Genomic DNA, 14341 nt, shown 5'->3' with positions numbered 1-14341 from the left:
TTTATCGGCAATGAGGTTCGGGAATCTTTTCTCCCAGGCCATATTTATGTTCAGCCTTTTCATATATTGGCAAAACTTGAGGTAATAGATTTTTGAGGGCTTGGATACGTTTTCCATCAGCTGGGTGGGTAGAAAGAAATTCTGGAATTTTTCTGCGACCAGAAGCAGCCTGGCGCATTCTCTCCCAAAACTTTATGGCCTCCCGCGGATCATAGCCGGCTTTAGCCATTAAATAAAGACCAATAGTATCAGCCTCGTACTCCTGTTTCCGGCTATAAGGAAGAATTAGGCCTACAGTGGCTCCCAGCCCATAAGCCGCCATAAATAATTCGCGTGTGCGGGAATTATTCAGGTCAAGAAGTTCTGCGGCTAACACTTCGCCGAAAGCCGCTACCATGGCTATGCTCATACGTTCAGCCCCATGACGGGCAATAGCGTGGGCAATTTCATGGGCAAGAACGGTGGCTAAACCGGCTTCATTTTGGGCCACGGGAAGAATACCAGTGTAAACAAAAACCTTGCCCCCAGGTAAACAAAAGGCGTTGATGGATTCAGGCTTGTCTATAACCTTAAATTCCCAGTCGTAATTTTTGCCAGAGGCCTTAGCGATTCTCATGCCCACCCTTTGAACCAAGGCGTTAATGGTAGGATCATTACAAAGTTTTTCTTTCTTTAATATTTCTTCGTAAGCCTGAAGGCCTAACTTTATTTCTGTTTGCGGGTCAACAAGAATAAGCTGTTTGCGGCCTGTTACCGGAGCGGTAGCGCAACCGTAAAGTAAAAACAAAAAAACAAAAACCAAAATAAACTTTTTAGACGTTTCTGAGGACCACCGGGACATCTATCTTCCCCTCTAAAAAAGATTTAAACTCCTTTAAATCTTCGGGGCCATAAACTCCCAGATCAATTTCAGGGTTCAATCGCTCATATTCATTCATGAAGCGCTGGATAGCGACTCTTTCTGCTCCATGCATAAAAGGGACGAGCGCTTCCAGTTCTTTAAATGAAATGAAATATGGCACCGCGGTAATTCTTATTTCAAAAGGGACTTGGCCTCTGACCAGGGAAAGGGTCTGTTCTATTTTATTAAAATCTCCCCTGATTTCTGGATAACGTTCAGGAGCCGTCTTAAAATCAATAGCTATGAAGTCAACCAAATTTTCCTTAATTAGTGAATTTATTACTTCTGGCTGAGAGCCGTTAGTATCAAGCTTTACAGGCAAATTAAGCTCTGCTTTTATTCTTTCAAGTAAGGCTCTAAGTAATCTGCTGTGAAGGGTGGGTTCGCCCCCTGTTATTACCACCCCTGATATAAAACCTTTCCTGCGTTTTAGTTCAGTTAAAATATGGTCAATGTCTAACTCGGGAAGTTCTTTGAGTCTCTCTGGAAGGACCAAGTCTATATTGTAACAAAAAGGGCAACGAAAATTGCACCCCCCGAAAAAAATAACCGCAGAAATTTTTCCCGGATAATCAACCAGGCTTGTGCCACGAAACCCTTTAATCATGGAAACTATTTTAGCTTATAAAAGCGAGCTTTAAAGCTTATTTTTGTCTGCCCCCAAAATAAACTTGACATCAGCCCTTAGTTTTTTAAACTAGCTGTTAATTAAACCAAACAAATAGTTTAACATAATGGCCAAAGACAAAGATGTAAAAGAAATAGTTGGTAAGCGTTTAAAATCTTTGCGTCAGGGGAAGGGTTTGTCCCTAAGCAGTCTTGCTAAAAAAGCTGGCATATCTAAAGCAACCCTTTCTATCCTTGAAGAAGGGAAAGGAAATCCTACAATCTCTACTCTTTGGGCCTTGGCTGACGCTTTAGAAGTGCCGTTTGGTAAGTTAATCGATGCTTTAGATGAAGATCAAAGCAGCACAGTAGGAGAAAAAGGCATTTCTGTTCGTTTAATTGAACACACTGAGGGGCCTCCGCCTATCGATGCCTACCACATGGTTTTTGAACCACAAAGTTCCAGGGAGGCTGAGCCTCACCCATTGGGAGTAATTGAGAAAATTACAGTGCTTAAAGGTTATATGTTAGTTGGGCCGGCAGAGGCTCCTAAAAAAATAAGAGCTGGTGAAACTTATACTTTTAAAGCAGATTGTCCTCACGTTTATATTGCTTTGAGTGAACCCACTTCAGCGGTGTTGGTATTGATTTACCCTTCGGAAGAGAGCCATGGATAAAAAGATTAGATCAGCCAAAATAGCCTATATGTATGGCCTTTTGGATAGCATTCCTCTTATTTTAGGTTACTTGCCAGTAGCCGCTGCCTTTGGGTTGGCTGTTCAAGGAGCTGGTTTCGGAACTGGAGAGGGGCTGTTATTTTCTGCTCTGGTCTTTGCTGGTGGGAGTCAGTTTGCTTTGCTTGAGCTTTTAAGAGGCGGCACTTCTCTAGTAGCAAGTGTTTTTATTTCGCTTTGTTTGAATTTACGTCATGTACTTTATGGGCCAGTAATAGCCCCATTATTTAAAGGAATCAAGCCTTCTAAAATCCCTTTGCTTTCTTTTGGTCTTACAGACGAGGTTTTTGCCACGGCTCAAGTGCGTTTACCGGCTATTCCGCTAAATTTGCGGCCCTGGTGGCTTTTGGGTTTGGAGACAGGGGCTTATTCAAGCTGGGTTATAGGTACAGGAATGGGGGCCTTGGGTAGTGCTGCTTTGCTTAACTTTTCACCTGTGTTGTCAAATGCTTTAAAGTTCGCACCAGCAGCCCTTTTCTTTAGCCTCTTTTTACCTATGCTAAAAAAGCAAACCCTAATTCCCGTCTTAACCGCCACGTTGGTTACTTTGTTTTTTAGCGTAAAAGGCTATTCCGCTTACGGAATAATTGCTGCCGCTATTGTTGGCCCTTTAACAGGATTATTGGGGGAGAGACTTTGGAAAACATCTTAATAGCCGTAATTTTTTTGGCAGTAGGCACTTATCTCACCCGTTTTATTCCGTTTTACCTGTCTGCAAAAAGACAGGAAGCGCCTCATCAACCCCGCGAAATCTTTCAAAAAATCCTCATCTACATAGGCCCTTCTTTAATCGCCTCGCTGGTGGTCATATCTCTTAGTCCGTTAACGCCAAAAATTATTCTCGGTGACTTTTTTCGTTTAGTACTCGGCTTTATAGCTATTACCATAGCTCACATTATTTGGAGAAATCCTGGGATTAGCGTTTTGTTAGGTATTGCGGCGTATGCAATTTTTTGACGTTTTGAGAAAATTTTCCGCCTGTCCTTAAACCCCCTGGTAAATAGTTCTTTTTCTATTTAAAATCAGGTGTGTATGTCTTATTTGGTATTGGCACGTAAATATCGTCCGCAGACTTTTTCTCAGGTAGTAGGCCAGGAACACGTGGTGCGTACCCTGAAAAATGCTATTTTGCAGGACCGCCTGGCCCATGCCCTTCTTTTCTCAGGCATTAGAGGTGTAGGAAAAACCACTATTGCTCGTATTTTGGCTAAAGCCATAAATTGTGAAGACGCTAAAGAGGCTGAACCCTGTAATACCTGTAATGTTTGCCAGGAAATAACTTCTGGCCGAGCGGTTGACGTTCAGGAAATAGACGCTGCTTCTAACCGAGGTATTGACGAAATTCGAGAGCTTAGGGAAAATGTAAAGTTCCCTCCGGCCAGGCTAAAAGTCAAGTTCTACATCATTGACGAAGCCCACATGCTTACGCGAGAGGCCTTTAACGCCCTTTTAAAGACTTTAGAAGAGCCTCCCGGGCATGTAAAATTTGTTTTGGCTACTACGGAACCTCACAAAATACCGGCAACTATTCTTTCTCGCTGTCAGCGTTATGATTTTAGGCGGGTGGCTCCTGCCAAGCTGGTATCCTTCTTAAAAGACGTTTGCCAAAAAGAAGGAGCCTCTATCTCAGAAGAAGCCCTGGCCATAATTGCCAGAGAAGCCGAAGGGAGCGTACGTGACGCCCTGTCCCTGTTGGACCAAGCTATATCTTCAGGAGTTAAAACGGCCGAAGACCTTCAAGAACTTCTGGGACTTTCAGGGCCTCAGTTAATTGAAGCCCTTGCCAGAGCAATCATAAACCGTGATTTGGCTACTTGTTTTAAGTTGGTTAACCAGGCTTATGAAGGAGGGGCTGACCTTCTCTTTTTAGCAGAAGACCTTGTTAAATTTTTTAGAAACTTGCTGGCCCTTAAGAACTCCTCAGGACGCATATCTTTTGATCTCCCTGAAAGTGAACTTTCTGCTCTGCGCGCCATTTCTTTTGATCTAGAAGTCGAAGAACTCATACTTTTTTTTCAAACCTTGCTTCAGGGGTTTGAAACTTTAAGACGAAGCTCGGTTCCCAAACTTTCCCTAGAACTAATGCTGGCCAAGGCTTGTCAAATCAATCAAATGGTTAGCCTTGATAAGATTTTTGCCAAAATAAACGAGTTAAAAGATCTGCCTTACACTCAAGTTACCTCTCAGGAAAAAGCAAAAGACAATCATCAGACTAGTGAAAAAAAGCAATCTCCTGATAAGAGCTGGGAAGAATTTATAAATGAAGTTAAGAAAGAAAAACCCACTCTTGGAGCCCTCTTAGAAACTTTAGAGCCTCCTGATCTTTCACAAGAAAAGATTATTCTTAAATTAACAGAGCATCCTCTTCTGGAAGACAAAGAAATTAGGGCCAAACTTAATAGTCTTGCCCAAAAATTTTGGCAAAAACCTCTCGAGTTAAAATTTATTTCCCAGGAAAGTTCTTTTTCAAAAAGGCAAAAGTTGGTAGAAAAACCCATAGTTCAGGAAACACTTAGACTTTTTGGTGGGCGAATAGCCCAGGTAAAAATTTACGAAAAGGAGTAATGATATGCAAAACATGCAGAGCTTGATGCGTCAGGTCCAGAAGATACAGAAAAAAATGGCCGAGCTCCAACAAGAGCTTGCCAAAAAAACAGTTGAAGCTTCAGTAGGTGGAGGGATGGTTACCGCGGTAGTTAATGGACGCCAGGAGCTTGTGTCCATTAAAATTGATCCAGAAGTAGTCAACCCTGAAGACATTGAAATGCTTCAAGACCTTATCGTAGCAGCGGTTAATGAGGCTATACGTCGTTCTCAAGAAATGGTAGAACAGGAAATGGCCAAAGTAACCGGAGGGTTAAAAATTCCGGGAATGTTCTGATATGGCCTTTCCAGAAATCTTACAAAGGGTTATTAAAAACCTGGCTTCTCTTCCAGGGCTTGGCGAAAAGTCTGCCACAAGATTGGCTCTTTATCTGCTTTCTCGCCCACCTGAAGAAATAACCGAGTTAGCCCATAGTCTGCTTGAAATGCGTCGGAAACTCAGGCTTTGCAAGCGTTGTTTTAATCTAGCCACAGAAGATTTTTGTACTATTTGCCTTGATCCTGAAAGAGATGCAGAACTTATCTGTGTAGTGGAAGATCCTGCGGCCCTTTCGGCTATTGAAAGGGCCGGGGTCTACAAAGGGCTATATCATGTTCTTCACGGAGTTCTTTCTCCCAGAGACGGCTTAGGGCCTAAAGAATTGCACTTACCAGAACTTTTAGCCCGGGTACAACAGGAAAACATTAAAGAAGTAGTTTTAGCCCTTTCGCCTACAGTTTCAGGAGAAGCTACCTCTGCCTATATTGTCCAATATCTGAAAGAAATACCTGTTAAGATAACTCGCCTAGCCTGCGGTATCCCCATGGGTATGGACGTAAGATATGCTGACCAAATGACGCTTAAACGAGCCATTGAAGCCCGGCAGAATCTATAAGCCCCTCCTTAAAGCAGATTTTTCTATGAATACTTAGTGAACTCATATAGAATTAAAACCAATACTATAAGGAAGGTCATTTTTGAATAGACATATACTTTTGGCTACTGATAGTTCAACCTATTCCCAAAAGGCGGTATCATATCTAGCTACTCTATTTAAAGACGCTAAAAACTTCGAAATAACAGTCTTTTGTGTAGCTCCGGCACCGCCTTCTTATCTTTTAGGGCCTGTGCCTGGACTAAATGAACTTGAACGTCAGGAAAAACTTGAAAAGATTCAAGCGGAAAATGTCACCTGGGCCAATAAATGTGTTACAGAGGCCAAAGAAGCCCTAGTTAGAGAAGGCTTTTCTGAAGATCAAATTCATACCAAAATAACTATTCAGCGTGGCGACCTTGCCAGAATAATTCTTAGAGAAGCTCATGACGGAAAATATGACGCCGTAGTAGCTGGAAGAAGGGGGCTTGGCCGCCTTTCTTCTTGGTGGGTAGGAAGTGTTACCCAAAAACTAGTAGAATACGGCCAAAATGTTCCTGTCTGGATTGTTGATGGACAAAAATGGAATAAACGCTTTCTGGTACCGGTTGATCTAGGAGAAACTGGCCTCAAAGTGATTGACCATCTAGGTTTTATTTTGGCTGAAAATCCTCAGGCCGAAATTGAACTTTTACACATAATTCCATCATTGATTCCTGGAGAAGAAAGCAGATATCTCGCTAAACTGGAATCGTCTTTACTTGAAAAAGAACAAAAGGAAGCTCAGGAATTTTTTCAAGAAGTTCAAAAAATTCTTAAAGACACTTTTGATATTTTGCAGGTCAAAGTAAAAATAAAAAGGTCTCCTCATGGAGTAGCCTCTATCATTCTAAAAGAGGCTAAAGAAGGAAACTTTGGGACCGTGGTAATGGGAAGACGAGGACGAGGAGGTTTTAAGGAACTTCTTTTGGGCTCAACTTCATCAAAAGTTCTTTACAATTTAACTGATAGAAGTTTATGGATAGTAAGATGAAAAAAAAGATTAAATGTCCTCACTGTGGAAAACTTACCTCCTGGGAAAATAATCCTTACCGGCCTTTTTGTTCTGAACGTTGTAAGCTCATAGATCTTGGCCACTGGCTTTCAGAGGAATACCGTATTCAGGTACCAGTTGAAGGGCTAGACGAAGTGCATGAGATCAAAAAGGAGGAATAAAAATGTCTGACGAACTTTATGACGTAGCTATAATTGGTGCCGGGCCTGCTGGATTACAGGCGGCTATTCATGCCGCCCGCCGCCGGGTAAAAACTATTGTCCTAGGAAAGATTGAGGCCAGTGCGCTCTATAAGGCCCATCTGGAAAACTATTTCGGTGTTCCAGGCAAAAAAGAAGGAAAAGAAATCCTTGAAATAGGGCTTTCTCAGGCCAAAAATTTCGGGGCCAAACATTTATCTCTAGATGTGGTAAAAGCTGAACTTTCAGGAAACACTTTTTACATAGAACTTGAAGATGGTCAGAAAATAAATTCTCTTACGGTCATTATTGCCACAGGCGTTACCAGACGCAAAGGTAAGCTTAAAGGGGAGAAAGCCCTGGTGGGAAAGGGAGTTAGCTATTGCGTAGATTGCGACGGCTTCTTTTTCCGAGGTCTTCCGGTAGCCGTAATAGGAAATGGTAGCGCGGCGGCTCACGGGGCCTTGACTCTTAGTAAGATAGCTTCTGATGTCTATTTAGTAAGTCCTAAACTGGATATACCCGAGGCTTTAAAAAATGACCTAAAAAAACAAAAGGTCAAACTCATTACAGTCAAACCAAAAGAAATATTGGGAGAAAAGGAAGTAGAAGGCCTTCTATTAGAGAATGAGCAAACACTTGAGGTAAAAGGGGTGTTTATAGAAGAAGGAGCTAAAGGAGCCCTCCAGCTGGCTACATCTTTAGGCGTCATGCTTGATCCGGAAAATATGACCTATATACAGGTTGACCGAACGCAAAAAACCAACGTTCCTGGAGTTTTTGCCGCTGGAGACGTGTGCGGTCCACCGTTACAGGTGGCCAAAGCTGTTGGAGAAGGTTGTATTGCAGGACTAAATGCTGCCGAAGAAGCAAACCGCAGGAGGAAACAGAATGAAGCTTGATGTACTTACTGTAGGGCCTCTGGCTGTACGTTGTTATTTTTTGATTTGTCCAGAGACCGGGGAAGCGGGCATTGTAGACCCTGGCGGAGATGAAAGAATAATACTTGAAAAAATTAGAGATCTTAACCTTAAACCTAAATATATTCTTGCTACTCATGGCCATGGAGACCATGTCTCTGCTGCCTGGTGGTTACGAAAAAAACTAGGCGTCCCTGTAGCCATGCACGAGGCCGACGATGAATTTTTTAGACATCCCATGGCTGTTCAGGTTTTTGCTGCCTGGGGGTTTGAACCCAATGAGCCGGCTGACCTTTTATTAAAAGACGGTTCCATTATAGAAATCGGCTCTACCATCAAGTTACAAACCATTCATACCCCGGGGCATTCTCCTGGTTCAGTCTGCTTTTACGATGGTCAAAAATACCTCTTTACTGGAGATACCCTTTTTGTGGGGGCAGTCGGGCGGACTGACCTTCCTGGTGGAGACTTTGAACAGCTTATTAACTCTTTACGCGAAAAAATTCTACCTTTGCCTGATGAAACTATCATTTGCCCTGGCCATGATTACGGCGAAAAACCATTTTCGACCCTTGGCGAAGAAAAAAAGAACAATCCTTACATTGTAGAATTTGTATTGGGAACCTAGCTTGGTTTCGGGGCCGAGGCCCTCTTAAAGCCTAAATTGTTCGCCTTCTGACTTGTTGCGAAAGATGAAAACCCAGAGCAAACACTAAAAATTTTCGCCTGTCCCTAATGCTTGCTAAAAGCCAAGCCCTCCATTGTGTGGTATATAACTATGGCAACTAACGACAGGAGGTTTTGTTTTTATGGCCGAGATTGTTCAGGTGCCCATTGAAGAGGAACTTAAGAAATCCTATCTAGACTACGCTATGAGCGTAATCGTAGGACGAGCCCTTCCTGATGTGAGAGACGGTCTAAAGCCCGTACAGCGGCGTATCCTCTACGCCATGCATGAACTAAGGAATGACTGGAATAAACCCTACAAAAAAAGTGCAAGAATCGTTGGTGACGTTATCGGTAAATATCACCCCCACGGAGATATGGCGGTTTACGATACGCTGGTGCGCATGGCCCAGGACTTTACCATGCGCTACCCGTTGATAGACGGACAAGGCAACTTCGGCTCCATGGACGGTGACGCCCCCGCAGCCATGCGTTACACCGAAGTCCGCATGGCCAAAATTGCCCACGAACTCCTGCGCGACATAGAGAAAGAAACCGTTGACTTCATGCCCAACTACGACAACACCCTTCAAGAGCCGGTGGTGCTGCCAAGCCGTATTCCCAATCTTTTGATAAACGGAGCCGCTGGCATTGCTGTGGGCATGGCTACTAATATTCCTCCTCATAATCTTGGCGAAGTGATAGACGCGCTCGTGGCCATGATACACAATCCTGACATCACCCTTGACGAACTTTTAAAACACATCAAAGGCCCTGATTTCCCTACCGGTGCTTACATTTACGGAATTGAAGGGATCAAAGAGGCTTACGCTACGGGAAAAGGGCTTATCAAGTTAAGAGCAAGAGCCCACATCGAGCGCGAAGGTAATAAAACCGCTATCGTCATTACGGAGCTTCCCTATCAGGTGAATAAGGCCAAGCTCGTAGAAAAAATCGCCGCTCTGGCCCAGGAGAAAAAAATAGAAGGTATTTCTGAAGTGCGTGATGAGTCTGACCGTGAAGGCCTTCGCGTAGTAGTAGAGTTAAAACGAGAAAAACAGGACTTTGCCCCGGTTATTTTAAACCAGCTCTATAAATTAACCCCCCTTGAAACCACTTTCGGCATCATCATGCTTGCTCTGGTTAATAATCGTCCTGAGCAACTTTCCTTGCGTGAACTTTTAGGGCACTTCCTGGCCCACCGTAGGAATGTAGTCATAAGGCGCACCCTTTATGATCTGCGCAAAGCCAAAGAACGGGCTCATGTGGTAGAAGGCTTATTGATAGCCCTGGCCAACCTTGACGAAGTAATCGCCTTGATAAAAAGCTCAAAGACCCCGGCTGAAGCCAAAGAGGGCCTGATGGAAAAATTTGGGCTTACCGCCATCCAGGCTCAGGCTATTCTTGATATGAGGCTTCAGCGCTTAACAGGCCTTGAACAGGAAAAACTAAAAGCCGAGTATGAAGAACTCAAACGCCAAATTGCCTGGTTTGAAAAGATTTTGGCCGATGAAAAAGTCCTCCTAAAAGTGATAGAAGATGAACTTTTGGCTATTAAAAAAGAATTTGCCGATGAGCGCCGCACAGAAATCATACCCAAAGCCCAGGACCTAGCGGTTGAAGACTTAATTGCCGAAGAAGAAGTGGTAGTAACTATAACCCATCGGGGCTACATAAAGCGCTTGCCGGCCAACACTTACCGGAGCCAGAGGCGCGGAGGTAAAGGCAAAACCGGAGTGGGAGCCGGAGAGGAAGACGTAGTTACTCAGCTTTACGTTGCCACCACCCACGACTATTTTCTATGTTTTACCAATAAAGGAAAACTTTATTGGCTAAAAGTCTATGATATTCCTCAGGCCGGGCGCACGGCTAAAGGGACCTCTTTGAGAAATTTGCTTCCCCTTTCTCAAGACGAAAAAATAGCCACCATTTTACCGGTAAAGGAGTTCAAAGAAGACCAATTTGTCTTTTTCGCCACTAAAAAAGGCCTGGTGAAAAAGACTTCCCTTTCGGCCTTCTCTCACCCCAGAAATACAGGTATTGTGGCCGCAGTGGTAAAAGACGGAGACGAACTTATGGCCGCCGGCCTTACAGATGGTAGTAAAGAAATTCTTTTAGTAACCCGCAAAGGTCAGTCAATTCGTTTCTCCGAAGAAGACGTTAGGCCCATGGGCCGCACCGCCGCAGGAGTCAAAGGCATAGAACTCACCTCTAGTGATGAAGTGGTTAGTTTAGAAATACTTGACCCTGATGATGAGGCAAGCCTTCTTACCGTCACTGAGCTAGGTTACGGCAAGCGCACCAGTCTTAAGGAATATCGTCTGCAGAGCCGGGGTGGAAAGGGCATCATTGCCATGAAGCTTACTAATAAAACCGGAAAGCTCGTGGGCTGCGCCAGAGTTTGTGATGACGATGAGATAATGCTTGCTTCAACGGCCGGGAAAATTATAAGGCTAAGGGTGAAAGATATCCCCGTCCAGGGACGGGCTACGCAAGGTGTGCGTCTTTTTATGATGGCTGGTGGAGAGAAAATTGTCTCGCTAGCCAAGCTGGCGGAAAAAGACTAAACAGGCCGGTAAAGAGCGTCTCGTTCCACGGGCTCAAAACCTGCTTCACGAATGAGGCGCTCAATTTCCTTACGGGAAAGAGCCTTATCGCCCTCGGCTCCAGAAAAGTCGCTTATTTTTTCTTCGTAAACTGTGCCATGTAAATCATCAGCGCCAAAGTGAAGAGCCACCTGGGCCAGTTTAAGCCCCAGAAATACCCAATAAGCCTTAATGTGGGGGATATTGTCTAGCATAAGCCGGGCCACAGCCATCATTTTTAGGTCCTCAAAACCCGTGGTAGGGGCCACTTCTCTCTTTAAATAAGACTTTTGCGGTAAAAAAGGCAAAGGAATAAAGCATAGAAAACCTTTGGTTTCGTCTTGAAGTTGCCGCAGTGCTATGAGGTGTTCTATTCTTTCTTCATAAGTCTCTAGATGGCCATAAAGCATAGTAGCGTTGGTAGGAATACCGAGTTTATGGGCGGTGCGGGCTATCTCTAGCCAACGTTTCCCTGATATCTTTTCTGGACAGAGTTTTTTTCTAATACGTTCTGAAAAAACTTCCGCTCCACCTCCAGGAAGACAGGAAAGCCCAGCACTTTTTAAATCTTTCAGCACTTCTTCAATACTTTTCTGAGCTAACCTGGCTAAATGTTCTATCTCTACACAGGTAAAGGCCTTTATTTGAGCCAGAGGGAACTCTTTTTTGATGGTTTTCAACAAGTCAAGATAATATTCATAAGGGAGTCTCGGATTTAAGCCCCCTACGATGTGAATTTCTCTTACTGGAGAAGGATTTTTCTTAAGTTTTTTAATAATTTCTTCGATATCTAATTCGTAGGCATCAGGGTGCTCAGGTGGTTTGCCAAAAGCGCAAAATTTACACAAATTAAGACAAATGTTTGAATAATTTACGTGCTGGTTGAAAACATAGTATACTTTTTTAGAATGTAGATTCTCTTTGACCAGGGATGCGAGGTAGCCAAGGCCGAGTAGATCTTGAGTTTTTAAAAGATTTAAGCCGTCTTCAAAGGAAAGACGGAGATTATTTCTGATTTTTTCGTGGATATTTTTGAGGTTTTTGTCTAAAAACAGTGGCATATTTAAGGGCTAACAAAAGTTTATGGCTATGGCAAGACACAAAAGCAGAAGAGATTTTTTAACTGGTGAAGATTTTTTAAAGGCCGAAAGGGAAAAGGCCCGCAAACTCAGGCAAACCAAATGGTGGCGCCGCAAATGTGCTTCGGGTATTTGCTATTATTGTGGACGGAAATTTAAACCTTCGGAACTTACCATGGACCACTTAATTCCTCTGGCTCAGGGAGGAAAATCTGTGAGGGAAAATTTAGTACCGGCCTGTAAGGAATGCAATAACAAGAAAAAATATCTTATGCCCTGGGAATGGGATGAGTATCTCGCAAGACTCAAAGGAGGAACAAATGAAAGCTAAAATAACTTTGCTGTTTTTGGTGTTTTCTTATTTTTTAATTGGCTTTTCTAACGCTTGGGCCGCTAAAACTGAATTTGACGAATATGTCATTGGTCCCGGAGATGTCTTGGAAATAATTGTATGGAAAGAGCCTGATTTTTCTCGTGATATCACTGTTCGTCCAGACGGACGTATAACTTTACCTTTGATTGATGATGTAATGGCTGCGGGGAAAACTCCTATGCAACTTAAAGAAGAAATCCAGAAAAAATTAGAAGAATATATCGATCTACCAGTGGTTACGGTGATTGTAAAAGGAATAAACAGTAAATTTTATTACATGATCGGAGAAATCAAAAAACCCGGTGTTTATCCTCTTAGTAAGCCGACTACTATCCTTCAAGCCCTATCCATAGCCGGAGGTTTTACCGAGTGGGCTAATAAAAGTAAAATTAAGGTACTTAGATTTGAAAAAGATAAAAGGAAAGTTCTTATTTTTAATTATGAAAAAGCCGTTAAAGGTAAAGAAATAAACGATTTTTATCTATTGCCAGATGATATTATTTTGATCCCTTAGCGGAGGCTATAATGTTTTATTTGGCAATGTTTTTTCTTCTTTTTGGTGTTCCTTCGATTGTTATGGCTCAAAGCCATTTTTATTCACTCTCTTTATTTGCAAGCAATGAATACACAGATAATCTTTATCTTAGTAAAACAAATAAAAAGGATGACTTTGTATCTAATTTAGGAGTCTTGTTTTCCGCTACTAGGGCTACTCGTGTTTCTTCTCTCAATTTTTCTTATAGTCTGAGCCGTTCTTTTTACTGGAGCCAAAATAAGAACGATTCCTTTAGACATAATCTTTCATTAAATTATAATAAAAAAATTAGCAGAAAATTATCTTTTAATACCAATACCACCTATTATCGCACAGAAGAACCGATTGAGCCTGATAGTAATATTTTTGAAGATAGACAGGGTGAAAGAAGACCTTATTATCGTATCAATTCTTCAGCCAATATCAGTTATGAATATTGGAAGAATTCTTTTATAAAAACTGGAGCTTCTATCAATTATTTACAAAATGAAGATCCCACCGTAGAGGATTCTAGAATATATAGCGAGTTTATTTCGATTTCAAGAGATGTTGTAAAGTATTTTTCTGAATTACGTTTTTCGGCAACACAAAGAGAATTCGAAACCACTCCATCAGTAGAAACTTGGCAGATATCTTTTTCACAAGGATATAAAATTACTCATAATAAAAGTTTGTCTCTAAACATTTCTTTAGATAAAACTCAAGATAAAGCCCCTCAAGGTGAAGATTATAAAACTTATTCTACTGATTTGAATTATAACTGGAGTCCGACCAAAAAAGACAATTATCATTTTTCCATAGGATACTTCTGGAAGGTTTCTGATGAAAAAGGGAAAGACGAAGACGGAATCAAATTCTCCATTGCTTATACAAAACGCTTTAAATTAACATCTTACAGCCTTACTGGTTCCGGAGGATATCGATATCAATATGGTGAAGCTCAAAATCTAGGATTCACTAAATATTATAATCTATCTTTTTCAGTTACGCGAAAGCTTAGTAAAAGAATGTCTGGAAGTACCAATCTGTTTTACAGATGGGAAGATAACGGAACTTTATCTAAACACACATATGGAGCTTCTTTAAACCTGAACAGAACTTTAACTAAAAAATTGACAGCTTCTCTTTCCTATTCTTATCGTGAAGTAAAGTCAGATGATCCAGCTGATGAATATAAAGTAAATTCTATTTTTTTAAAAATAAACTATATGTTCTGGCAGGGAAAAGAATTTCCTTGGTTTTAAATAAGGG

Annotated in this window: 17 protein-coding genes; 14 read left to right on the top strand and 3 right to left on the bottom strand. The window is 42.1% G+C overall.

Annotated features, from left to right (window positions below; genetic code table 11):
* Position 1: 1 nt before the first annotated feature.
* Both THEIN_RS06310 and THEIN_RS06305 read right to left on the bottom strand, forming a co-directional pair.
* Positions 2 to 841, bottom strand: a complete 840-nt coding sequence (locus THEIN_RS06310; protein ID WP_013907849.1) for a M48 family metallopeptidase — start codon at positions 839 to 841, stop codon at positions 2 to 4.
* Complete coding sequence (locus THEIN_RS06305; RefSeq protein WP_013907848.1) at positions 813 to 1508, bottom strand: anaerobic ribonucleoside-triphosphate reductase activating protein; 696 nt, start codon at positions 1506 to 1508, stop codon at positions 813 to 815. Before THEIN_RS06305 ends, THEIN_RS06310 begins: the two co-directional genes overlap by 29 nt.
* A gap of 127 nt (positions 1509 to 1635) precedes the next feature.
* Between THEIN_RS06305 and THEIN_RS06300 the strand changes: the two genes are divergently transcribed.
* The 11 genes from THEIN_RS06300 (at position 1636) to gyrA (ending at position 11085) form a co-directional block, all read left to right on the top strand.
* A complete protein-coding gene (locus THEIN_RS06300; protein WP_013907847.1) occupies positions 1636 to 2184 on the top strand; it encodes a helix-turn-helix domain-containing protein in 549 nt (182 codons plus the stop codon).
* On the top strand, positions 2177 to 2893 hold the full coding sequence (locus THEIN_RS06295; RefSeq protein WP_013907846.1) for an AzlC family ABC transporter permease: 717 nt from the start codon (positions 2177 to 2179) through the stop codon (positions 2891 to 2893). The genes THEIN_RS06300 and THEIN_RS06295 overlap by 8 nt, the downstream gene beginning before the upstream one ends.
* Entirely contained in the window at positions 2878 to 3198 is a 321-nt protein-coding gene (locus THEIN_RS06290) for an AzlD domain-containing protein (protein WP_013907845.1), read from the top strand. Before THEIN_RS06295 ends, THEIN_RS06290 begins: the two co-directional genes overlap by 16 nt.
* A 75-nt stretch (positions 3199 to 3273) precedes the next feature.
* On the top strand, positions 3274 to 4806 hold the full coding sequence (gene dnaX / locus THEIN_RS06285) for a DNA polymerase III subunit gamma/tau (protein ID WP_013907844.1): 1533 nt from the start codon (positions 3274 to 3276) through the stop codon (positions 4804 to 4806).
* 4 nt (positions 4807 to 4810) lie between these two features.
* Positions 4811 to 5122: a YbaB/EbfC family nucleoid-associated protein gene (locus THEIN_RS06280; RefSeq protein WP_013907843.1), complete on the top strand. Its 312-nt coding sequence runs from the start codon at positions 4811 to 4813 to the stop codon at positions 5120 to 5122.
* 1 nt (position 5123) lies between these two features.
* Entirely contained in the window at positions 5124 to 5720 is a 597-nt protein-coding gene (recR, locus tag THEIN_RS06275) for a recombination mediator RecR (RefSeq protein ID WP_013907842.1), read from the top strand.
* Positions 5721 to 5802: 82 nt separating this feature from the next.
* The gene (locus THEIN_RS06270) at positions 5803 to 6732 is read left to right on the top strand and encodes a universal stress protein (RefSeq protein WP_013907841.1); all 930 of its coding nucleotides are present in this window, start codon (positions 5803 to 5805) and stop codon (positions 6730 to 6732) included.
* Positions 6729 to 6914 carry a DNA gyrase inhibitor YacG gene (locus tag THEIN_RS06265; protein WP_013907840.1) on the top strand — a complete coding sequence of 62 codons (186 nt, stop codon included), beginning with the start codon at positions 6729 to 6731 and terminating at the stop codon, positions 6912 to 6914. The genes THEIN_RS06270 and THEIN_RS06265 overlap by 4 nt, the downstream gene beginning before the upstream one ends.
* Positions 6915 to 6916: 2 nt before the next feature.
* A complete protein-coding gene (locus THEIN_RS06260; RefSeq protein ID WP_013907839.1) occupies positions 6917 to 7834 on the top strand; it encodes an NAD(P)/FAD-dependent oxidoreductase in 918 nt (305 codons plus the stop codon).
* On the top strand, positions 7824 to 8480 hold the full coding sequence (locus THEIN_RS06255; RefSeq protein ID WP_013907838.1) for an MBL fold metallo-hydrolase: 657 nt from the start codon (positions 7824 to 7826) through the stop codon (positions 8478 to 8480). The genes THEIN_RS06260 and THEIN_RS06255 overlap by 11 nt, the downstream gene beginning before the upstream one ends.
* Before the next feature lie 181 nt (positions 8481 to 8661).
* Positions 8662 to 11085, top strand: coding sequence for a DNA gyrase subunit A (gene gyrA, locus THEIN_RS06250; protein WP_013907837.1), 2424 nt, complete (start codon positions 8662 to 8664; stop codon positions 11083 to 11085).
* Here the strand turns inward: gyrA and mqnE are convergent.
* Positions 11082 to 12164 carry an aminofutalosine synthase MqnE gene (gene mqnE, locus THEIN_RS06245; RefSeq protein WP_013907836.1) on the bottom strand — a complete coding sequence of 361 codons (1083 nt, stop codon included), beginning with the start codon at positions 12162 to 12164 and terminating at the stop codon, positions 11082 to 11084. The two genes, gyrA and mqnE, sit on opposite strands and share 4 nt — an antisense overlap.
* Positions 12165 to 12186: 22 nt before the next feature.
* On the opposite strand from mqnE, the gene THEIN_RS06240 reads away from it, so the two are divergent.
* From THEIN_RS06240 to THEIN_RS06230, 3 genes are read left to right on the top strand one after another with little or no spacing between them, the layout of a single operon-like run.
* Positions 12187 to 12513: an HNH endonuclease gene (locus THEIN_RS06240; protein ID WP_013907835.1), complete on the top strand. Its 327-nt coding sequence runs from the start codon at positions 12187 to 12189 to the stop codon at positions 12511 to 12513.
* On the top strand, positions 12503 to 13069 hold the full coding sequence (locus THEIN_RS06235) for a polysaccharide biosynthesis/export family protein (protein WP_013907834.1): 567 nt from the start codon (positions 12503 to 12505) through the stop codon (positions 13067 to 13069). The genes THEIN_RS06240 and THEIN_RS06235 overlap by 11 nt, the downstream gene beginning before the upstream one ends.
* 11 nt (positions 13070 to 13080) lie before the next feature.
* Positions 13081 to 14334 carry a porin family protein gene (locus tag THEIN_RS06230; RefSeq protein ID WP_013907833.1) on the top strand — a complete coding sequence of 418 codons (1254 nt, stop codon included), beginning with the start codon at positions 13081 to 13083 and terminating at the stop codon, positions 14332 to 14334.
* Positions 14335 to 14341 lie beyond the last annotated feature (7 nt).

Source organism: Thermodesulfatator indicus DSM 15286, from assembly GCF_000217795.1.
Lineage (GTDB): Bacteria > Desulfobacterota > Thermodesulfobacteria > Thermodesulfobacteriales > Thermodesulfatatoraceae > Thermodesulfatator > Thermodesulfatator indicus.
Note: the sequence above shows the minus strand (reverse complement) of the source record. Positions and strands in the feature narration are given on the sequence as shown.

Bases quoted from the DNA above. Each gene is read 5' to 3' on its own strand.
- THEIN_RS06310 (WP_013907849.1), bottom strand. From the start codon at position 841: ATGTCCCGGTGGTCCTCAGAAACGTCTAAAAAGTTTATTTTGGTTTTT.
- THEIN_RS06305 (WP_013907848.1), bottom strand. From the start codon at position 1,508: ATGATTAAAGGGTTTCGTGGCACAAGCCTGGTTGATTATCCGGGAAAA.
- THEIN_RS06300 (WP_013907847.1), top strand. From the start codon at position 1,636: ATGGCCAAAGACAAAGATGTAAAAGAAATAGTTGGTAAGCGTTTAAAA.
- THEIN_RS06295 (WP_013907846.1), top strand. From the start codon at position 2,177: ATGGATAAAAAGATTAGATCAGCCAAAATAGCCTATATGTATGGCCTT.
- dnaX (WP_013907844.1), top strand. From the start codon at position 3,274: ATGTCTTATTTGGTATTGGCACGTAAATATCGTCCGCAGACTTTTTCT.
- THEIN_RS06280 (WP_013907843.1), top strand. From the start codon at position 4,811: ATGCAAAACATGCAGAGCTTGATGCGTCAGGTCCAGAAGATACAGAAA.
- recR (WP_013907842.1), top strand. From the start codon at position 5,124: ATGGCCTTTCCAGAAATCTTACAAAGGGTTATTAAAAACCTGGCTTCT.
- THEIN_RS06265 (WP_013907840.1), top strand. From the start codon at position 6,729: ATGAAAAAAAAGATTAAATGTCCTCACTGTGGAAAACTTACCTCCTGG.
- THEIN_RS06260 (WP_013907839.1), top strand. From the start codon at position 6,917: ATGTCTGACGAACTTTATGACGTAGCTATAATTGGTGCCGGGCCTGCT.
- THEIN_RS06255 (WP_013907838.1), top strand. From the start codon at position 7,824: ATGAAGCTTGATGTACTTACTGTAGGGCCTCTGGCTGTACGTTGTTAT.
- gyrA (WP_013907837.1), top strand. From the start codon at position 8,662: ATGGCCGAGATTGTTCAGGTGCCCATTGAAGAGGAACTTAAGAAATCC.
- mqnE (WP_013907836.1), bottom strand. From the start codon at position 12,164: ATGCCACTGTTTTTAGACAAAAACCTCAAAAATATCCACGAAAAAATC.
- THEIN_RS06240 (WP_013907835.1), top strand. From the start codon at position 12,187: ATGGCTATGGCAAGACACAAAAGCAGAAGAGATTTTTTAACTGGTGAA.
- THEIN_RS06235 (WP_013907834.1), top strand. From the start codon at position 12,503: ATGAAAGCTAAAATAACTTTGCTGTTTTTGGTGTTTTCTTATTTTTTA.
- THEIN_RS06230 (WP_013907833.1), top strand. From the start codon at position 13,081: ATGTTTTATTTGGCAATGTTTTTTCTTCTTTTTGGTGTTCCTTCGATT.